17 protein-coding genes, 1 pseudogene and 1 riboswitch are annotated in these 20,074 nt (G+C 32.0%); of the genes and pseudogenes, 17 read left to right on the top strand and 1 reads right to left on the bottom strand.

Annotation, left to right across the window (positions count from 1 at the left end; translation table 11 throughout):
• Positions 1-5 precede the first annotated feature (5 nt).
• The 9 genes from L0U77_RS06870 to metF all read left to right on the top strand — a co-directional run bounded on the left by L0U77_RS06870 (position 6) and on the right by metF (position 11,750).
• Complete coding sequence (locus tag L0U77_RS06870; protein WP_233897250.1) at positions 6-2,114, top strand: nitrite/sulfite reductase; 2,109 nt, start codon at positions 6-8, stop codon at positions 2,112-2,114.
• An 8-nt stretch (positions 2,115-2,122) separates the two neighbouring features.
• Positions 2,123-2,887: a uroporphyrinogen-III C-methyltransferase gene (gene cobA, locus L0U77_RS06865; RefSeq protein ID WP_233897251.1), complete on the top strand. Its 765-nt coding sequence runs from the start codon at positions 2,123-2,125 to the stop codon at positions 2,885-2,887.
• A gap of 46 nt (positions 2,888-2,933) precedes the next feature.
• Entirely contained in the window at positions 2,934-3,479 is a 546-nt protein-coding gene (locus L0U77_RS06860) for a precorrin-2 dehydrogenase/sirohydrochlorin ferrochelatase family protein (protein ID WP_420895224.1), read from the top strand.
• Between the two features lies 1 nt (position 3,480).
• Positions 3,481-4,536 (top strand): NAD(P)/FAD-dependent oxidoreductase, encoded by a 1,056-nt coding sequence (locus L0U77_RS06855; protein WP_233897253.1) that lies wholly within the window; start codon positions 3,481-3,483, stop codon positions 4,534-4,536.
• Between the two features lie 131 nt (positions 4,537-4,667).
• On the top strand, positions 4,668-5,423 hold the full coding sequence (gene epsC / locus L0U77_RS06850; protein WP_233897254.1) for a serine O-acetyltransferase EpsC: 756 nt from the start codon (positions 4,668-4,670) through the stop codon (positions 5,421-5,423).
• Between the two features lie 3 nt (positions 5,424-5,426).
• Entirely contained in the window at positions 5,427-6,317 is an 891-nt protein-coding gene (gene cysM, locus L0U77_RS06845; protein WP_233897255.1) for a cysteine synthase CysM, read from the top strand.
• A 276-nt stretch (positions 6,318-6,593) separates the two neighbouring features.
• A riboswitch (SAM riboswitch) is annotated at positions 6,594-6,760 on the top strand.
• A 52-nt stretch (positions 6,761-6,812) separates the two neighbouring features.
• Positions 6,813-7,805 carry a homocysteine S-methyltransferase family protein gene (locus L0U77_RS06840; protein WP_233900922.1) on the top strand — a complete coding sequence of 331 codons (993 nt, stop codon included), beginning with the start codon at positions 6,813-6,815 and terminating at the stop codon, positions 7,803-7,805.
• The gene (metH, locus tag L0U77_RS06835) at positions 7,796-10,486 is read left to right on the top strand and encodes a methionine synthase (RefSeq protein ID WP_233900921.1); all 2,691 of its coding nucleotides are present in this window, start codon (positions 7,796-7,798) and stop codon (positions 10,484-10,486) included. Before L0U77_RS06840 ends, metH begins: the two co-directional genes overlap by 10 nt.
• A 307-nt stretch (positions 10,487-10,793) precedes the next feature.
• A complete protein-coding gene (metF, locus tag L0U77_RS06830) occupies positions 10,794-11,750 on the top strand; it encodes a methylenetetrahydrofolate reductase [NAD(P)H] (protein WP_101917495.1) in 957 nt (318 codons plus the stop codon).
• A 20-nt stretch (positions 11,751-11,770) separates the two neighbouring features.
• Here the strand turns inward: metF and L0U77_RS06825 are convergent, their stop codons facing one another.
• A complete protein-coding gene (locus L0U77_RS06825) occupies positions 11,771-13,336 on the bottom strand; it encodes a hypothetical protein (protein WP_101917493.1) in 1,566 nt (521 codons plus the stop codon).
• Between the two features lie 131 nt (positions 13,337-13,467).
• Between L0U77_RS06825 and L0U77_RS06820 the strand changes: the two genes are divergently transcribed.
• The 8 genes and pseudogenes from L0U77_RS06820 to L0U77_RS06785 all read left to right on the top strand — a co-directional run bounded on the left by L0U77_RS06820 (position 13,468) and on the right by L0U77_RS06785 (position 19,756).
• Positions 13,468-14,643 carry a 2-isopropylmalate synthase gene (locus tag L0U77_RS06820; protein WP_233900347.1) on the top strand — a complete coding sequence of 392 codons (1,176 nt, stop codon included), beginning with the start codon at positions 13,468-13,470 and terminating at the stop codon, positions 14,641-14,643.
• A 12-nt stretch (positions 14,644-14,655) separates the two neighbouring features.
• Entirely contained in the window at positions 14,656-16,038 is a 1,383-nt protein-coding gene (gene leuC / locus L0U77_RS06815; protein WP_233862158.1) for a 3-isopropylmalate dehydratase large subunit, read from the top strand.
• A 13-nt stretch (positions 16,039-16,051) separates the two neighbouring features.
• Positions 16,052-16,630 carry a 3-isopropylmalate dehydratase small subunit gene (leuD, locus tag L0U77_RS06810; RefSeq protein ID WP_233900346.1) on the top strand — a complete coding sequence of 193 codons (579 nt, stop codon included), beginning with the start codon at positions 16,052-16,054 and terminating at the stop codon, positions 16,628-16,630.
• Positions 16,631-16,646: 16 nt separating this feature from the next.
• Positions 16,647-17,762, top strand: a complete 1,116-nt coding sequence (gene leuB / locus L0U77_RS06805; protein ID WP_193700160.1) for a 3-isopropylmalate dehydrogenase — start codon at positions 16,647-16,649, stop codon at positions 17,760-17,762.
• 162 nt (positions 17,763-17,924) lie between these two features.
• Complete coding sequence (locus L0U77_RS06800; protein WP_233897262.1) at positions 17,925-18,077, top strand: hypothetical protein; 153 nt, start codon at positions 17,925-17,927, stop codon at positions 18,075-18,077.
• 221 nt (positions 18,078-18,298) lie between these two features.
• A complete protein-coding gene (locus L0U77_RS06795; protein WP_233897263.1) occupies positions 18,299-19,057 on the top strand; it encodes a tetratricopeptide repeat protein in 759 nt (252 codons plus the stop codon).
• Between the two features lie 12 nt (positions 19,058-19,069).
• A pseudogene (locus L0U77_RS06790) lies at positions 19,070-19,201 on the top strand (hypothetical protein); the annotation flags it as partial.
• A gap of 12 nt (positions 19,202-19,213) precedes the next feature.
• Positions 19,214-19,756 (top strand): hypothetical protein, encoded by a 543-nt coding sequence (locus tag L0U77_RS06785; protein ID WP_233897265.1) that lies wholly within the window; start codon positions 19,214-19,216, stop codon positions 19,754-19,756.
• The last annotated feature ends 318 nt before the right edge of the window (positions 19,757-20,074 follow it).

Below are 20,074 nucleotides of genomic sequence, written 5' to 3'. Positions count from 1 at the left end.
AAATTATGCAAAGTTTTAGATCCGAAATAGAAAACCCAATTGTAGAAAAAGACATTCTAGAATTAGCACGAAAAATTGAACTTTTTAAAGAGGGAAAGATTGATGAAGAACGCTTTCGTAGTTTACGATTAGCACGAGGAGTTTACGGACAGCGTCAATTAGGTGTGCAAATGATTCGTATTAAATTGCCTTACGGAAAAATTTCTAGCCAACAATTACACCGAATTGCCGATGTTTCTGACGAATATTCTCGTGGGCGTTTGCATATTACAACGCGTCAGGATATTCAAATTCATTATGTGAGTTTAGATAGAACTCCAGAATTATGGGCACAGTTAGAAAAAGATGATATTACTTTACGTGAAGCTTGTGGTAATGCAGTTCGAAATATAACGGCTTCAGAAACCGCAGGAATTGATGTAAAGGAACCTTTTGATGTGTCGCCTTATGCCGATGCTACGTTTAAATTTTTCTTAAGAAACCCAATTTGTCAAGAAATGGGACGAAAATTTAAAATGTCATTTTCAGCTACGGATGATGATACGGCTTTAAGTTTTATGCACGATTTAGGATTTATTGCCAAATCAAAAATAATAGACGGAAAACCTGAAAAAGGATTCAAAGTTTTATTAGGCGGAGGATTGGGTTCACAGCCTCGACATGCCGATGTTATTTATGAATTTTTACCTGTGAATTTATTAATCCCTACTATTGAAGGCGTTTTACGTGTTTTTGATAGATACGGAGAACGTGCAAAAAGAGCAAAAGCACGTTTAAAATTCTTAATAAAAGAAATAGGTGTTCCTGCTTTTTTACAATTGGTAAAAGAAGAACAAAAAGCATTTTCATACACAAATTACCCAATTGATACAACTGCTTTTGAGCAGGAAATAAAATTTGAAACTGCTGAAATTCCTTTGGTAAAAATCAAAGATAAAGAAAGCTATAATAAATGGAAACAGTCAAATGTTATCAAACAAAAGCAAGCAGGTTTATTTGCTATTGGAATTAAAGTTCATTTAGGTGATTTTTATACTGATAAAGCTCGTTTGTTAGCCGATTTAATTAAAAAATATGGTGCAAATGAATTGCGTTTTACTTTACGTCAAAACATATTAATTCGTCATATTCGTGAAGAAACATTGCCTTTCTTTTATACCGAATTAGAAAAATTAGGTTTCACAGAAGCGGGATATAATAGCTTAAATGATATTACAGCCTGCCCTGGAACAGATACTTGTAACTTAGGTATTTCTAGTAGTACAGGTATTGCTGCAGAATTAGAGCGTGTTTTAAAATCGGAATATCCTGAGTATGTAAACAATAAAGAGCTTGCTATTAAAATTAGTGGATGTATGAATGCTTGTGGTCAGCATAATATGGCGCATATTGGTTATCAAGGAATGTCTGTAAAAGTTGGTAATTTATTAGCTCCTGCTTTACAAGTTTTAATTGGTGGTGGTGTTGTTGGTGATGGACAAGGTCGTTTTTCTGATAAATTAGTGAAAATACCAAGTAAAAGAGGTCCAGAATCTTTACGTATTTTATTAAATGATTTTGAAAATAATAAAGATGAGGATGAAGATTTCTTAGCTTATTATGATAGACAAGGTAAAACTTATTTCTATGATTCATTAAAGCATTTATCAGATACAACAAACTTAACTGAAGATGATTTTATTGATTGGGGACATGATAAAAATTATGTAAAAGCTATTGGAGTTGGTGAATGTGCTGGTGTTGTTATCGATTTAATCGCTACACTTTTATTTGAAAGTGAAGAGAAAATTGAAAATGCAGGTGCAGCTTTCGATGAAAAACAATGGTCAGATAGTATTTATCATTCATATTCAGCAATTGTTAATACAGCAAAAGCTTTATTAACTGCTGAAGGAGAAAAAACAAATACACAAGCAGGAATTATAACTAATTTTGATAAAGTATTTGTTGAAACAAACAAAATATCTTTACCTGTATCAACTTCTTTTACTGAGTTTATATATCAATTAAAAGAAAACGAACCTACTGAAGCATTTGCTAGCGAATATTTAGCAAATACAAAAGCTTTTTATAAAGCAGTAGATTCTTACAGAAAATTAGCATTAGAAAACTAAAAGTAACAATGATAAATTTACCAAAATTAACCGTAGTTGGTGCAGGACCTGGAGATGTTGATTTAATAACTTTAAAAGCGGTTAAAGTATTGAAACAAGCAGATGTTGTTTTATATGACGCTTTGGTAAATGACGAATTGTTATCATATATAAACCCTAAAGCAGAAGTTATTTTCGTAGGAAAACGAAGAGGATGTTATAGTTATCAGCAAGAGCAAATTAATGAATTAATTGTGGCTCGAGCAAAATCACATGGTCATGTGGTACGTTTAAAAGGAGGTGATCCTTTTATTTTCGGGCGAGGATCTGAAGAAATGGAGTATGCAGCAAAATTTGGCTTGGAAGTAGCCGTTGTTCCAGGAATTTCATCATCATTAGCCGTGCCAGCATCACAAAATATACCGTTAACAAAACGTGGATATTCAGAAAGCTTTTGGGTAATAACAGGTACAACAAAACAACATTTAATTTCAAATGACGTTGCGTTAGCTGCAAAATCTAGCGCAACAATTGTTATTTTAATGGGAATGGGTAAGTTATCGGAAATTGTTGAAATTTTTCAAAAAGAAAATAAAAACAATTTACCAGTAGCTATTATTCAAAATGGTACTACCAAAAATGAAAAAATTGGAATAGGTACTGTAGACACTATTGAACAAGTTGTATTAGAAAATGAATTAGCAAACCCTGCTATTATAGTATTAGGAGAGGTTGTTAAACACAGACAAGAATTACAGCAAGTACAGGCACAAGTAATAACAACTGCATTATAATATGATTGGTGAAGAAAGAAATAATCTGTATCCTATTTTTTTAAAAATGGATCAGCTTAATGTTTTAATCGTAGGTGGTGGAAATGTAGCTTTAGAAAAACTAACTTTTTTATTAAAGTCTAGTCCAAATGCAAAAGTGAAAATGGTTGCTCCTTTTTTTAGAGAAGAAACAATAGCATTTGCAAATAAGTATGCAATAGAAATGATTAATGATGTTTATCAAGAAGAATATCTAGAAAATAAGCATATTGTTATTGCCACTACAGATAATGTACCTGTTAATATAAGTGTATATAAAAACTGTAAAGAAAAAAATATTTTAGTAAATGTAGCTGATAATCCACCATATTGTGATTTTTATATGGGAGGAATCGTAACAAAAGGAAATGTGAAAATTGCTATTTCTACCAATGGAAAATCGCCGACAACTGCTAAAAGATTACGTCAATTTTTTGAAGAAGTAATTCCTGATAATATTGACGATTTAGTACAAAATTTAAACAAATATAGAAAAACGCTGAAAGGCGATTTTGAACACAAAGTTGAAACATTAAACGAATTTACCAAAAGTTTAGTAGAAAAAATAAAGTAACATGATTACAACAGATATTCTAATTATAGGGGCAGGTCCAACAGGATTATTTACTGTTTTTGAAGCAGGATTACTAAAATTACGCTGTCATTTAATTGATGCATTGCCACAACAAGGAGGGCAATGTTCGGAGATTTATCCGAAGAAACCGATTTATGATATTCCTGCATATCCTGAAATTTTAGCAGGCGATTTAACCGATAAATTAATGGAACAAATTAAGCAATTTGAACCAGGATTTACTTTAGGTGAACGTGCCGAAACTATCGAAAAACAAGAAGACGGAAGTTTTATTGTAACTACTAATAAAGGAACAAAACATCAAGCGCCCGTAGTAGCAATTGCAGGAGGTTTAGGAAGTTTTGAACCACGTAAACCACCCATTCCAAATATCGCTGATTTTGAAGATAACGGCGTGGAATACATGATTAAAGAGCCAGAATTATATCGCAATAAAGACGTGGTAATTGCAGGTGGTGGCGACTCTGCTTTAGATTGGTCAATTTTTTTAACAGACATTGCAAAATCTGTTACTTTAGTTCACCGAAGAAATGAATTTCGTGGTGCTTTAGATTCTGTTGATAAAGTACAAGAATTAAAAGATGCAGGAAAAATCAACTTAATAACACCTGCGGAAATAAAAGGAATTGTTGGGCAGAACCATGTTGAAGGCGTTGTAATTGCTGAAAAAGATAAAGAAGAATATACATTAAACTGCGACCATTTTATACCTCTTTTTGGTTTATCACCTAAATTAGGACCTATCGGAAATTGGGGCTTAGAAATTGAAAAAAACGCGATTAAAGTAAATAATGCGTTGGATTATCAAACAAATATTCCAGGAATATATGCCATTGGCGATGTAAATACCTATCCAGGGAAATTAAAATTAATTTTATGCGGTTTTCACGAAGCAACTTTAATGTGTCAGAGTGCATTTAAAATCATTTATCCAGATAAAAAATACGTAATGAAATACACCACAGTAGGCGGTATTGATGGTTTTGATGGAACTCGAAAAGAAGCGCCAAAAGCAGTTGTAAAAGCGATAAATTAATTTCATTAAATCTCAAAATAAAAGCATAATTTTACGAGTTATATAGAATGTTATAATTTGCTACTTTTAAAATAAGTAAAAGTAGCAAATATAACAATTAATTATATTGGTAATTGAGAATTTGAGAAGTAATGAGTACAATAGAAAAACCACTAGAAAACTATAATATCTGTTTAAAAGACACTGTTGAAGTTTTTACCAAAAAAATATTTTATGCCTTGTTCGATCAAGAATTTAAGGCAAAGAATAAAGAACGTATTACTGAAAATTTCTTTGAAATAACAAGACGTTTAAAAATAAAAAATGCGCCTGAAATTTGGAAATCATTTCAAGATAAATTACCAGAAATAAGAAGAGAATTAGATTTAGATGCTATTGCTTTTGAAAAAACAGATCCAGCAGCAAAAAGCTTAGAGGAAATTTATTTGGCGTATCCAGGTTTTCATGCTATTGCAGTGTATCGTTTAAGCCATGAATTGTACCGTTTAAAAGTGCCTACTTTACCAAGAATGATGAGCGAATATGCGCACGGATTAACAGGTACCGATATTCATCCAGGAGCTACAATTGGCGCTTCGTTTTTTATAGATCATGCCACGGGAATTGTTATTGGTGAAACCACATTGATAAAAAATAATGTAAAAATTTACCAAGGAGTTACTTTAGGAGGTATTCAGGTGAAAAAGAGTTTAGCGGAAACAAAAAGACATCCGACCATCGATAATAACGTTACTATTTATGCCAATGCGACTATTTTAGGTGGCGATGTTATAATTGGTGAAGGCAGTGTAATAGGAGCTAATGTGTGTGTTACCGAATCAGTACCGCCAAAATCGTTAGTTATTTATCAAACAGAAAATAAAATTGTTTCATTACATAAAGTTTAAATTATGAAAGCAAAAAAAATAACCGACTTTGTTGGAAATACGCCTTTAGTAGAGGTTAGTAATATTTTGGATAAAAAAGGCGTACGTCTTTTTTTGAAATTAGAAGGAAATAACCCTGGAGGAAGCGTAAAAGATAGGGCTGCTTATAATATGATTTTGGAGGCGTTAAACCGAAGAAATATTAAAAAAGGAGATCATTTAGTCGAAGCAACTAGCGGAAATACAGGGATTGCATTGGCATTTATAGCAAATGTATTAGGCTTGAAAATGACCCTAGTAATGCCTGAAAACTCTACAGAAGAACGTATAAAAACCATGAGAGCTTATGGTGCAGAAGTTATATTAACATCAAAAGAAGAAGGAATTGAAGGATCAAGAGATTTTGCCCAAAAATTACGCTATAAAAAAGGGTATTTTATGCTAAATCAATTTGAAAATAACGATAATTGGAAAGCACATTATAAAACTACAGGCCCTGAAATTTGGAAAGATACCGAAGGTGAAGTAACACATTTTGTATCGGCAATGGGAACTACAGGAACTATTATGGGTGTTTCTACCTATTTAAAAGAGCAAAACCCAAACATTCAAATTATTGGAGCACAACCAACCGATGGTTCAAGTATTCCTGGAATTAGAAAATGGTCAAAAGAATATTTACCAAAAATATTTGATCGTTCAAAAGTAGATCAAGTACTAGAAGTAAGTGAAAATCAAGCTAGAAATATGACCCGAAAATTAGCGAGTCAGGAAGGTGTTTTTGGCGGTATGAGTAGCGGTGGTGCTGTGCATGTTGCTTTGCAAGTTGCAGAGCAGATTGAAGAAGGAATTATTGTCGCTATTATTTGTGATATCGGTGATCGATATTTATCATCAAATTTGTATAATTATTAAAATACAAGATTTATTAGAGCCTGTTTAAATTTCATTTAAAAACATTTTATTTGAAAAATCGCATCCGTCAAACTGAATTTATTTCAGTTTCGCATCCTGATTTGCCGTAGTTCTTCTCTTTATGCGATTCTGAAATAAATTCAGAATGACGAGAATGCGAGAATTTGGTTTTTATTTAATTTTTTAACAGGCTCTTAAAAATTATTATCAAAATACTTATAAAAAATAAAAAAAAGTTCGTTAATTTGCACTTTTTAGTTCATTAATTTAATAAGAATGTTATCAAGAAAGGTGGAGGGATTAGACCCAAAGAAACCTTAGCAACCCTTTATTTGGAAAGTTTAAAAATTTTAGAATTTTTAAATTAATCAAATAAAGAAGGTGCTAAATTCTACTTAAAAACTGTTTCATTACAAAATACAGCTTTTTAAGAGAGATAACGGCAAAGAACTTTTCTTCCTCTTTTCCTGATAGCTTCTACCAATAATATCAGGAATGTCAAATATTTATCAAGAAATACAAAAACGTATTCTAGTGCTCGATGGAGCAATGGGAACTATGCTTCAGGCGTATAAATTTACTGAAGAAGATTTCCGTGGAAAACGCTTTAAAAATTATCCAACATCGTTGCAAGGAAACAACGATTTACTTTCCCTTACACAGCCAAAAGCTATAAAAGAAATCCATGCAAAATATTTTGCAGCAGGCGCCGATATTATAGAAACCAATACTTTTTCAGGGACAACAATTGCGATGGCTGATTATCAAATGGAAAATTTAGTCTATGAATTAAATTATCAATCAGCAAAAATAGCCAAAGAAGTTGCCGATGAATTTACCCAAAAAGAACCACATAAACCACGATTTGTTGCAGGTTCAATAGGTCCAACAAATCGTACTGCAAGTATGTCGCCAGATGTAAACGATCCTGGGTATAGAGCCGTTACTTTTGATGAATTACGCATCGCTTATAAGCAACAAGTGGAAGCACTTTTAGACGGCGGTTGCGATATGTTATTAGTAGAAACTGTTTTTGACACCCTAAACGCAAAAGCGGCATTATTTGCTATTGAAGAAGTAAAAGAAGCTCGAAAAATAGACGTTCCAATCATGTTAAGCGGTACAATTACCGATGCCAGCGGAAGAACGTTGTCGGGGCAAACTGCCGAAGCTTTTTTAATCTCTATTTCTCATATTCCGCTGTTATCCGTAGGATTTAATTGTGCTTTAGGCGCTAATTTATTACAACCTCATTTAGAAGCAATCGCATCGAAAACCAACTTTGCAATTTCGGCGCATCCAAATGCTGGACTTCCAAATGCTTTTGGTGAATACGATGAAACTGCTCAAGAAATGGCAGATCAAATTGAAGAATATTTCAAGAAAAATCTGATAAATATTATCGGCGGATGTTGCGGTACAACGCCAGAACATATTGCAACGATTTCGGAATTAGCAACTAAATATCCTCCAAGAAAATGCCTATAAAACAAGAAATAAAACAAGAAAAATATTTGCATTTATCGGGTTTAGAACCATTGGTTTTAAATGAAAATAGCAATTTTATTAACGTTGGAGAACGTACCAATGTTGCAGGTTCTCGTAAGTTTTTACGATTGATAAAAGAAGAAAAATTTGAAGAAGCATTAGCCGTTGCAAGACATCAGGTAGAAGGCGGAGCGCAAATTATCGATATTAATATGGATGATGGTTTAATTGATGGAAAACAAGCCATGGTTCGGTTTTTAAATTTGATTGCCGCCGAGCCTGATATTTGCCGTGTTCCGCTGATGATTGATAGCTCAAAGTGGGAAATTATTGAAGCAGGTTTACAGGTTGTACAAGGAAAAAGTATTGTAAATTCTATTTCTTTAAAAGAAGGCGAAGAAAATTTTATTTGGCAAGCAACGCAGGTTAAAAGATACGGAGCGGCGGTAATTGTTATGGCTTTTGATGAGGTTGGGCAAGCTGATACTTATCAAAGACGTATCGAAATTGCTGAACGTTCGTATCGTGTTTTGGTTGATAAAGTAGGCTTTGCATCCGAAGATATTATTTTTGATTTGAATATTTTTCCTGTCGCTACAGGAATGGAAGAACATCGAAAAAATGCCATCGATTTTATTGAAGCAACTCGTTGGGTGCGTCAAAATTTGCCAAACGTAAGCGTAAGTGGTGGCGTTAGTAATGTGTCTTTTTCTTTCCGTGGAAATAATACCGTGCGAGAAGCAATGCACTCGGTTTTTCTATATTATGCGATTCAAGCAGGGATGAATATCGGGATTGTAAATCCTGCGATGTTAGAAATTTATGATGATATTCCAAAGGATTTATTAGCGCATATTGAAGATGTTATTTTAGATAAAAGAGAAGACGCAACGGAGCGTTTGTTAGATTTTGCAGAAACCGTAAAAGGTGTTAAAAAACAAGATGAAGCAACTGTTTTAGCTTGGCGAAGTTTGCCATTGCAAGACCGAATTACGCATTGTTTGGTAAAAGGAATTGATGCTTTTATTTTAGAAGATATTGAACAAGCACGGCAAGAAGCGCAAAAACCAATTCAAGTTATTGAAGGCAATTTAATGATCGGTATGAATGTGGTTGGCGATTTATTTGGTGCAGGAAAAATGTTTCTGCCTCAAGTGGTAAAATCGGCTCGGGTGATGAAAAAAGCGGTGGCATATTTAAACCCATTTATTGAAGCCGAAAAAGGAGAAAAACAACAAGCTTTAGGAAAGGTATTAATGGCAACTGTAAAAGGTGATGTTCATGATATTGGTAAAAATATTGTAAGTGTTGTTTTAGGTTGTAATAATTACGAAATTGTTGATTTAGGTGTAATGGTTGCACCTGAAAAAATTATCGAAATGGCTAAAAAAGAACAGGTTGATATTATTGGTTTATCAGGATTAATAACTCCTTCTTTAGATGAAATGGTGTATTTGGCAAAAGAAATGGAGCGTCAAAATTTTACAGTTCCGTTGTTAATTGGCGGCGCAACAACTTCAAAAGCACATACGGCGGTAAAAATAGATACTCAATATAAAAATGCGGTGGTTCATGTAAATGATGCTTCAAGAGCGGTAACGGTTGTCAGCGATTTATTAAATAAAGAAACGAGTAACGCTTATGTTGCAAAACTTAAAAAAGACTACGATGAATTTCGTGAAAAGTTCTTAAAACGAGGAAAAGCAAAAGCATATATTTCTATTGAAGAAGCGCGTAAACGTAAATTTAAAATTGACTGGGAAACGTCATCAATAGTAAAACCAAAAGAATTAGGCATTCAAACTTTAGAACAAGTAAGTTTAAAAGATTTGTTACCTTTTATTGATTGGAGTCCGTTTTTTAGAAGTTGGGATTTACATGGAAAATATCCCGCTATTTTAACAGATGAAATTGTCGGTGAACAGGCAACACAATTATTTGAAGATTCAAGAATTATTTTAGATAAAATCATTACGAAACAATTATTAAAACCTAAAGGGATTTTTGGTTTATTTGAAGCAAATTCTATAAACGATGATGATATTTCCATTCAGAAAAATTCAAAAGAAATTGCTGTTTTTAGAACCCTGCGTCAGCAATTAAAAAAGCGAGATGGAAAACCAAGTATTGCTTTAGCCGATTTTATCGCTCCAAAAGAATCAGGAAAACAAGACTATATGGGCGCATTTTGTACCGCAATTTTTGGAGCTGACCAGTTAGCTAAAAAATATAAAGACCAAGAAGATGATTATAATGCCATTATGGTACAAGCAATTGCCGATCGTTTTGCCGAAGCTTTTGCGGAATATTTGCATCATAGAATACGAACAAAACATTGGGGATATGCAGTTGATGAAAATTTATCCAACGAAGAATTAATAAAGGAAACTTATAAAGGAATCCGCCCTGCACCTGGTTATCCTGCTTGTCCTGACCATTTGGAAAAACAAACAATTTGGAGTCTTTTAAATGTCGAAGAAAAAATAGGCGTAACCCTTACTGATAGTTTAGCGATGTGGCCAGCAGCAGCAGTTTCAGGATATTATTTTGCAAATAAAGAAGCAAAATACTTTGGATTAGGGAAAATTACCGATGACCAAGTTCGTGATTTTGCTACTAGAAAAAATATCACGCTAGAAAAAGCTAGAAAATGGTTGCATCCTGCTATTGCTGATGTATAAGAGCCTGTTTAAAAATTAAATAAACTGTCAGTTCGAGTGATTTTTTTTCTTCAAAAAAATTGTATCGAGAACTTTTTTAATATTAAAGTTAATCAACATGAAATAATTCAAATTCTCGATACTATTTTAATTCCTTTTAGTCATTAAAATCACTCGAATTGACAAGAATTATCAAAAAAAAGCAAAGAACTACGGTAAATCAGGATGCGAAACTGAAATAAATTCAGTTTGACGGACTCGATTTTTCAGCTATAAAACCTTTTTAAATAAAATTTAAAAAGGCTTTAAATCATTAAAAATAAATTTTATGAAAGTTACCAAACATATTGAAAAAGCAAACGGAAAAACATTATTTTCGTTTGAAATAATTCCGCCAAAAAAAGGAAATAATATTCAAGATTTATATCAAAATATTGAGCCGTTAATGGAATTTAAACCGCCTTTTATTGATGTAACAACGTCAAGAGAAGAGCATTTATATATTGATAAAGGAAACGGTTTATTAGATCGGAAAATTACTAGAATGCGCCCTGGAACAGTCGGGATTTGCGCGGCGATAAAACATAAATACGATGTCGATACCGTGCCACACGTGCTTTGTGGCGGTTTTAGCAAAGAAGAAACCGAATATTTATTGGTCGATTGCCATTATTTAGGAATTGAAAATGTGATGGCGTTGCGGGGCGATGCCATGAGTCATCAAAAATATTTTGAAAGAAGTAAAGGTGGGCATCAATATGCAACTTCTTTGGTGAATCAAATTCAAAATTTGAATAAAGGGAAGTATTTACACGATGTTATTGAAGCAAATCATAAAGCTGATTTTTGTATCGGTGTTGCGGGATATCCCGAAAAACATTTAGAAGCTCCTTCTTTACAAACTGATTTAAAGAGATTGAAAGAAAAAGTTGATGCAGGAGCAGATTATGTGGTTACGCAAATGTTTTTTGACAATAAAAAGTATTTTGAATTTGTAAAAGCGGCCAGAGAAATGGGCATTACCGTACCGATTATCCCTGGAATAAAACCCATTGCGGTAAAGCGTCATCTGCAATTATTGCCACAAGTTTTTAAAATTGATTTGCCACAAGATTTAATCACCGAAATAGAATTATGTAAAAATAATCAGCAGGTTCGAGAAGTTGGCATTGCATGGGCAATCGCACAATCACAAGAGTTATTAAAAGCGGGTGTGCCTGTTTTACATTATTATTCGATGGGAAAAAGTGATAATATTAAAGCCATTGCCAACGCGTTATTTTAAATTTTTAGTACTATTTTTTTTTACTGTTTTTTATTTTGAAGATATTTATTTTTGATAATTTCGGCGACAGTTTTATTGGCAATTTTAGATTCTAGCCAAGAAAGAATATCTAAATATAAAAAAGCTCTTTTTTCATACGGATGATGTTCATATACTTTTAAACGGTCGTATATTTTTTTAAATTCCTTTTTTATTTGATGCGGAAAAACATCACCTAACGCTTTTATTGATGAAATGAACTCTTTTTGAACTTCTTGAAGATTTTCCATTTTTAATAAAAAGCGGTAGGTGTCTTTAAATTGACGTTCAAAATCATAATCTAAACCACATTCGTAATGAGCAATTAAGCTTAAAATTCGGGCAAAACATTGCAGGTCTTCGGCAACATGAATTTTTTTAGAAGAAATAATTTTATTCAAATAGAAAATACATTCTTTATTTTTTCCCATTCCAAAATACAAACTCGCTATTTTGTAATACATCAGCACAATATGATGATTATCTAATTTATTTTTATAAAGTGCAATTTTACTATTGATAGTTGCCACTAAATATTCTCCTTCCGAAAAAGTTCCTTCTAAAAAATGCAAGTGTAATTTATTGGCATAATAATATTGAAAAATTAAAATTTCGGTATTGCTATTTATCGGAATTAAATTATTGTCAATTTCTTGCTCAAAAGAAGTAAGCTCTTCTTTAAATTTTTCAAAATGTTTGATAAAAAATAAACTTTCCAGTAAATAATTTTTTCCTTTCAGATAAAAAACTGGATTAATCGTAATATTTCGGGTATCATTTTTAAATAAATAGACCCATTTATGTGCATATTTATAACTCTGAAGAAAATCTTGCGTTAAAAAACTACGCCATAAATTTGCTTTGTAAAGCCATAATTTTTCTCTGAACCCTAATTTTTTGTAATCATAATTTGGCAATTTAGAATTGAAATATGTATGTACTTTTTGAAGTTCGATATCATTTCTGGCATAGCCTGTTTTTAGCAACGCGCCGTATAATTGCAAGGATAAATTCGATAATTTACTCGTAATTACATTTTGCTGACTTAGTTCTTTTGCTTGAATCGTTAATTCATCGGCTCGAGTATCAATGCTTCGTGTAATGTGTTGACTTTCAATTAGTTTTTCAAATTCTACAATTTCGTACGCAATGTTTTTCTCTTCGCTGTCAATTGCCATATTTTTGGCTTTATCGAGTAGTTTTAAACTTTGTTTGTACAATCCTTTTTGATATAAAATAGTCGCAAAATCCAATAATTCTCGAATTTGAATTCGGATATTTTTATGTGCTGGATTCATACGTAAACTAATCAATAATTGTTTGTATAGATGGGCTTTTAAGTTTGATAATTGTTGCTTGCTCACAATCCCACTTTTGATGATTATTTTTTCATCATATTTTTTTTGTTTTTCTAAGAACTTGAATAGTGCAAAAAACTTTGCGTGATTATTTCCTTCTAAACGACCAACGTAAAGATTAAACTGACGTTTTTCGGATTTTGATAATGATTTTATCAAAACAAATAACATATCGTTTTGTTGATTGGATAGTGTAGTAGATTTAATCATAAGTTTTTGTTTATCAGTATTTTAAAATATGTTTTTTTAGCTTTAATATCGTAAGTAGTTGCTTTTAAAAAAATAAATTAATCGCACTAATATATATATTTGATTAATTAAAGGTAAATAAATTAATAGAGATGCAAAACGATAAAGTCCAAATTTTTGATACAACACTTCGTGATGGCGAGCAAGTGCCTGGTTGTAAGTTAGACACCACACAAAAATTAATTATTGCCGAACGACTTGATTTTTTAGGCGTGGATGTTATTGAAGCTGGTTTTCCTGTGTCGAGTCCTGGAGATTTTGCTTCTGTACATGAAATATCAAAAATTGTTAAAAATGCCACGGTTTGTGGTTTAACAAGAGCCGTAAAAAAAGATATTGAAGTAGCAGCAGAGGCGTTAAAATATGCTGTAAAACCAAGAATACATACAGGAATCGGAACAAGTGATTCTCATATAAAATATAAATTTAATTCGTCGCAAAGTGAAGTTATCCGAAGAGGAAAAGAAGCGGTTTCTTATGCCAAGAATTTTGTAGATGATGTCGAATTTTATGCCGAAGATGCAGGAAGAACAGACAATGCTTTTTTAGCCAAAGTCTGCGAAGAAATGATACAATCAGGCGCCACGGTTTTAAACATTCCTGATACCACAGGATATTGTTTGCCTGAAGAATATGGTGCGAAAATCAAGTATTTAAAAGAAAATGTAAAAGGAATTGAAAATGTAATCTTATCTTGTCATTGTCATAATGATTTAGGTTTGGCAACCGCAAATTCAATTGCTGGAGTTATCAATGGTGCAAGGCAAATAGAATGTACGATTAACGGAATCGGAGAACGTGCAGGAAATACCGCACTAGAAGAAGTCGTAATGATTTTAAAACAACATCCGTATTTGAATTTGCAAACCGATATTAATACCAAATTATTATATGATACCAGTATGATGGTTCGTGAAAGTATGGGGATGCCAGTACAGCCAAATAAGGCAATTGTTGGAGCAAATGCCTTTGCGCATAGTTCAGGAATTCATCAAGATGGGGTTATCAAAAATAGAGAAACCTATGAAATTATGAATCCGTTGGATGTTGGTGTTACTGAAAGTGCTATCGTTTTAACGGCTCGAAGCGGAAGAGCCGCCTTGGCATATCGTTCTAAAAATATTGGCTACGAATTGACAAAAATACAGTTAGATTCGGCGTATCAGTTATTTTTAAAAGTTGCTGATACACAAAAAGAAGTGATTGATGAAGATCTTCATAGATTAATGAAGGAAGTCAATAAAATATCAAAAATAATAATATCATAAATATAAATGATAATGGGAAAAACATTATTTGACAAAGTTTGGGATGCTCATGTGGTAGATTCTATTGAAAACGGTCCACAAGTTTTATATATCGACAAACATTTAATTCATGAAGTTACCAGTCCACAGGCTTTTAACGAACTAAAAGAACGTGGAATTTCCGTAGCGCGTCCTGATAAAATTGTTGCAACCGCTGACCATAATACGCCAACGGTAAATCAACATTTACCGATTGAAGATGATTTATCGAGAAATCAATTAGCGGAATTAACTAAAAATTGCAAGGAAAATAATATTACTTTATACGAATTAGGACACGAAAATAACGGAATTGTACACGTTATTGCGCCAGAATTAGGAATTACACAGCCTGGAATGACGATGGTTTGTGGAGATTCTCACACTTCTACACATGGCGCTTTTGGAACCATTGCTTTCGGAATTGGAACAAGCCAAGTGGCACAAGTTTTTGCAAGTCAATGTTTATTGCTTCAAAAACCAAAAAGTTTGCGAGTTACGGTAAACGGAAAATTGAAAAAAGGCGTTTTATCCAAAGATGTTATTTTGTATATTATTGCCCAATTAGGAACCAATTCAGGGACAGGTTATTTTTGCGAATATGCAGGAAATGTATTTGAAGAAATGTCGATGGAAGGCAGAATGACGGTTTGTAATATGAGTATTGAAATGGGAGCAAGAGGTGGAATGATTGCTCCTGACCAAACTACTTTTGACTATGTAAAAGGAAAAGAATTTGCTCCGAAAGGCGAAGATTTTGATACAAAAGTAGCTTATTGGAAAACCTTAAAAACGGATGCTGATGCTACTTTTGATAAGGAATATACGTTAAATGCTGAAGATATTGAGCCGATGCTTACTTTCGGAACAAATCCAGGCATGGGAATTAAAATTTCTGAAAATATTCCGCAGGAAAATGATGCGTCTTTTGAAAAATCATTATCCTATATGAATTTTCAAAAAGGAGAAAGTTTAATTGATAAAAAAATAAATTACGTGTTTATCGGAAGTTGTACAAACTCTCGAATTGAAGATTTTAGAGAAGTTGCAAATTACGTAAAAGGAAAGCAAAAAGCGCAAAATGTAAACGCTTGGCTAGTTCCAGGATCGCAAAAAGTGGCAAAACAAATTGAATCCGAAGGCTTAAAAACTATTTTTGAAACGGCTGGTTTTGAATTGCGTCAACCAGGATGTTCGGCTTGTTTAGCGATGAATGATGATAAAATTCCGGAAGGAGAATATTGTGTTTCAACATCAAATAGAAATTTTGAAGGAAGACAAGGACAGGGTTCTAGAACCATTTTAGCAAGCCCATTAATGGCAGCAGCAGCAGCCGTAGCAGGGAAAATCATTGATATTACAAAACCATTAAATTAATACGTTAAATAAAATGGAAAAGTTTATAAAATTAACAGATACCGCAGTTCCGCTAACAACAGAAAATGTGGATACCGATCAAATTATTCCCGCTCGTTTTTTAAAAGCGACTGATAAAAAAGGCTTCGGCGATAATGTTTTTAGAGATTGGCGTTTTCATAAAGATGGAAGCATAAACGAAGATTTTATCTTAAATAATAAAAATTATAAAGGAAGTATTTTAGTTGCTGGCGATAATTTTGGATGCGGTTCGAGTAGAGAACACGCGGCTTGGGCGTTGTCTGGCTATGGTTTTAAAGTAGTTATCAGTAGTTTTTTTGCTGATATATTTAAAGGAAATGCTCTGAATAATGGAATTTTACCCATACAAGTATCCGAAGAATATTTAAAAGAATTATTAAAAGTAGTACTTGAAAAACCAAACACCGAAATAATTGTAGATTTGGAAAATCAACAACTAAAAACACCCGTTGGTACCAGCGAATTTGATATCAATCCATATAAAAAAGTATGTATGATTAATGGGTATGATGATATCGATTTTTTAGTTAGTAAAAAAGATAAAATAGAAGCTTTTGAAGCATCATTATAATCAAAAAATATAAAAAATGAAATTTAATATCGCTGTAATTCCAGGGGATGGTATTGGTCCAGAAGTAACTGCTCAAGCTCAAAAAGTTTTAAAAGCAGTGGCAAATGTGTATGACCATACCTTTATATTTAACGAAGGCTTAATGGGCGCTTGTGCTATTGATGCTACAGGAAATCCGTTGCCAGAACAAACCATTGATTTATGTAGAAAAAGTGATGCTATTTTGTTTGGTGCAATTGGCGATCCTAAATATGATAACGACCCAACCGCGAAGGTGCGCCCAGAACAAGGTTTGTTAAAATTAAGAAAGGAATTAGGGCTTTTTTGTAACGAACGTCCTGTAAAAGCATACAGTCAATTAATTGATAATTCTCCTTTAAAAAGAGCAATTATTGAAGGAACTGATATTACCATTTATAGAGAATTAACAGGCGGTATTTACTTCGGAACAAAAGAATTAAGTGAAGATAAGCAAACCGCTTTTGATGGTTGTTCTTATTCGGTATTTGAAATTGAACGTATTGCACATTTAGCTTTTAAAGCTGCTCAAAATAGAAGAAAAAAATTAACATTAGTTGATAAAGCAAATGTGTTAGAAACCTCAAGATTGTGGCGTAAAACAGTTACCGCTTTGGCGAAACAATATCCTGATGTTGCACTTGATTTTATTTTTGTTGATAACGCAGCAATGCAATTAATTTTAAATCCAACGCAGTTTGACGTTATTTTAACCGAAAATTTATTTGGCGATATTTTATCAGATGAAGCAAGTGTAATTGGTGGTTCTATCGGTTTATTAGCATCTTCTTCTATCGGAAAAGAAAATGCACTTTTTGAACCAATTCACGGTTCATTTCCACAGGCAAAAGGAAAAAATATCGCTAATCCATTGGCATCTATTTTATCCGCAGCGATGTTGCTAAAACATTTAGAATTACACGAAGAAGCAGAATTGATAGAAAAAGCTGTCGAAAAATCATTAGAATTAGGAATTACGACCGAAGATATTCATTCTGATAAAAATTTCGGAACTAGCAAAGTCGGCGATTTTATCGAAGATTATATTTATAATCAGGAAGATAGCAATATCAATTTTAAAAATATCCATACTGGACAAAGTACGATTATATAAAGTGGTTTTGTTGCCGTTTTATTGAAAATCTGTTTAAATTTTATCTAAAAAAAATATAGTGGCAAAAAATGATGGCAAGGGGTTTTAACGCCTTGTCATGCTATTTTGATGTTACAAAAAATTTTAGAATAAAATTTAAACAGGCTCTTAAAAAATAAAACTATGAACACAGCAATAAACGACTTAAATAAAAGAAAAATTCCTATTTTGAAGATTGATAATTCATTAAAAGAGTTTTTAAATAAACCTATTTTTCAAGACAAAGTTAATAAAGCAAATGAAACTTTAAAGAAGGTAGGATTACCTAAAAGATGATAATTCATTTTGTAGGGTGCTTTTTTGATGAAAAACAGAAATATACAAATCCCGTGCTTTTTAGTATGGGTTTTTTGTTGGTTTAGGGTAATTAATGTAAAAACTAAATAGCTCTTTAAAAGGTATTTGGTTTTTATTTAATAGTTTTTTTATTGTAGTTTTCAGACTTGAATAAATAGGAGTTTTCTTTTATCGACTCAATTTTAAAAAAAATATATTCTATGAAAAAGTATTTAATAACACTTGCTATATTATTTTTAGCAATTAGCTCATTTGGGCAATCTTTTACCGAAACAAAACTAAAAGCAGAACAAGGAGATGTTGAAGCTCAATTCAATATAGGGTTTATGTATCATACTAGAAAAGGAACATTAACAGATAAAAAACAAGCACTTTATTGGTATAAAAAAAGTGCAGAACAAGGACAGGCTATTGCTCAATATAATCTTGCGGTTATGTATTATAGTGGAGAAGGAACATTAAAAAATTTAAAACAAGCGTTTTATTGGTATAAAAAAAGTGCAGAACAAGGAAATGCTCCTGCTCAATATAATCTTGGAAGTATGTATTTTTATGGAGAAGGAACATTGAAAGATAAAAAACAAGCATTTTATTGGTTGAAAAAAAGTGCAGAACAAGGAGATGCTAAGGCTCAATTTAGTGTAGGGTTTATGTATTTTTATGGAGAAGGAACATTGAAAGATAAAAAACAAGCATTTTTTTGGTATAAAAAAAGTGCTGAACAGGGAGATGCTAGGGCTCAATTCAATCTCGGAGATATCTATTTTAATAGAGAAGGAACATTGAAAGATAAAAAACAAGCATTTTATTGGACTAAAAAAAGTGCAGAACAAGGATATGCTAGTGCTGAGTATAATCTAGGGTATATGTATCATTTAGGTAAAGGAATATTAATAGATAAAAAACAAGCATTTAATTGGTATAAAAAAAGTGCAGAACAAGGAAATGCTAATGCTTAATACAATCTTGCAGTTATGTATTTTTATGGAGAAGGAACATTAAAAGATATGAAACAAACTAAATACTGGATGAAAAAAGCGTATGAAAATGGTAATCAAAAAGCAGAAGGAATTTGGAATGACCTTGAATTATGGAAATATTAAAAAAAAACAATTATGAAAAAACAAATTTTAGGGTTCTTATTTTTAGCGGTAATTTCAATTTCATTTGGACAAAATATCGAATCTTCAACTAGAAAATTTATAGATAAAGCTAAATTTACTAGAATTAATAAAGATTGGACAACAATAGCGAAGTTTAAATCTGGAATTGGAGAAACAGTAGAATTTTATCCAATTGAGGTTATCAATTTAAAAACTGGAGAAAAAACGAATGCTTTACAGTTAGATATGAAGATTAAAAAACCTGATGTATTTAAAACTGCTTGGATTGGAATAGAAGAAATCAACGAATTTATTAATTTTATTGAGAAGAATGTAATTCCAAATTTAGATTTAAGATTCAAAGATAAGTCCTCTGAATTTATTTTTAAGGCAAATGAAATGACTTTATCGTATTTTGTTTATGAAAAAAATAGAAGATTAACGATAAAACTTAATAGTTACGACGATAGTAAAATTAAAAATTATACTTTTTGGACAGAAACGCAAGTTGATAAAATCCCCAGACTTTTAGAAATATTGAAAATTATAAAGTAATATTATCAAGAAAAGTCGGCGATTTTATTTATAATCAGGAAGATAGCAACATCAATTTTAAAAATATCCATACTGGACAAAGTACGATTATATAATAATTATATTTTTTATCAAAATAAATTGAAATTACCTAGGATACTTTAATAAAAAACATGCATATTTGCAGAATCAAATGAAAAAACAAATTTTAAATATTATTTCTATTATTGTCATTGTAATTATTTTGCAAGGATAGGAAGTATATATTTTTATAATTATAAATTGAAAGCTTCCTATTTTTTAGGGAGTTTTTTTTATGGCTATTATTTAAAATTTATA

The sequence above is a fragment of the Tenacibaculum piscium genome (assembly GCF_021390715.1).
Classification (GTDB): Bacteria; Bacteroidota; Bacteroidia; order Flavobacteriales; family Flavobacteriaceae; genus Polaribacter; species Polaribacter piscius.
This window is presented reverse-complemented; position numbering and strand designations above follow the sequence as displayed.

Excerpts from the sequence above, each read along its gene's own strand:
- L0U77_RS06820 (WP_233900347.1), top strand. The coding sequence starts at position 13,468 with ATGCAAAACGATAAAGTCCAAATTTTTGATACAACACTTCGTGATGGC.
- cobA (WP_233897251.1), top strand. The coding sequence starts at position 2,123 with ATGATAAATTTACCAAAATTAACCGTAGTTGGTGCAGGACCTGGAGAT.
- L0U77_RS06870 (WP_233897250.1), top strand. The coding sequence starts at position 6 with ATGCAAAGTTTTAGATCCGAAATAGAAAACCCAATTGTAGAAAAAGAC.
- metH (WP_233900921.1), top strand. The coding sequence starts at position 7,796 with ATGCCTATAAAACAAGAAATAAAACAAGAAAAATATTTGCATTTATCG.
- L0U77_RS06825 (WP_101917493.1), bottom strand. The coding sequence starts at position 13,336 with ATGATTAAATCTACTACACTATCCAATCAACAAAACGATATGTTATTT.
- L0U77_RS06840 (WP_233900922.1), top strand. The coding sequence starts at position 6,813 with ATGTCAAATATTTATCAAGAAATACAAAAACGTATTCTAGTGCTCGAT.
- leuD (WP_233900346.1), top strand. The coding sequence starts at position 16,052 with ATGGAAAAGTTTATAAAATTAACAGATACCGCAGTTCCGCTAACAACA.
- epsC (WP_233897254.1), top strand. The coding sequence starts at position 4,668 with ATGAGTACAATAGAAAAACCACTAGAAAACTATAATATCTGTTTAAAA.
- cysM (WP_233897255.1), top strand. The coding sequence starts at position 5,427 with ATGAAAGCAAAAAAAATAACCGACTTTGTTGGAAATACGCCTTTAGTA.
- L0U77_RS06795 (WP_233897263.1), top strand. The coding sequence starts at position 18,299 with ATGAAAAAGTATTTAATAACACTTGCTATATTATTTTTAGCAATTAGC.
- L0U77_RS06860 (WP_420895224.1), top strand. The coding sequence starts at position 2,934 with ATGGATCAGCTTAATGTTTTAATCGTAGGTGGTGGAAATGTAGCTTTA.
- L0U77_RS06785 (WP_233897265.1), top strand. The coding sequence starts at position 19,214 with ATGAAAAAACAAATTTTAGGGTTCTTATTTTTAGCGGTAATTTCAATT.
- metF (WP_101917495.1), top strand. The coding sequence starts at position 10,794 with ATGAAAGTTACCAAACATATTGAAAAAGCAAACGGAAAAACATTATTT.
- leuC (WP_233862158.1), top strand. The coding sequence starts at position 14,656 with ATGGGAAAAACATTATTTGACAAAGTTTGGGATGCTCATGTGGTAGAT.
- L0U77_RS06800 (WP_233897262.1), top strand. The coding sequence starts at position 17,925 with ATGAACACAGCAATAAACGACTTAAATAAAAGAAAAATTCCTATTTTG.
- L0U77_RS06855 (WP_233897253.1), top strand. The coding sequence starts at position 3,481 with ATGATTACAACAGATATTCTAATTATAGGGGCAGGTCCAACAGGATTA.
- leuB (WP_193700160.1), top strand. The coding sequence starts at position 16,647 with ATGAAATTTAATATCGCTGTAATTCCAGGGGATGGTATTGGTCCAGAA.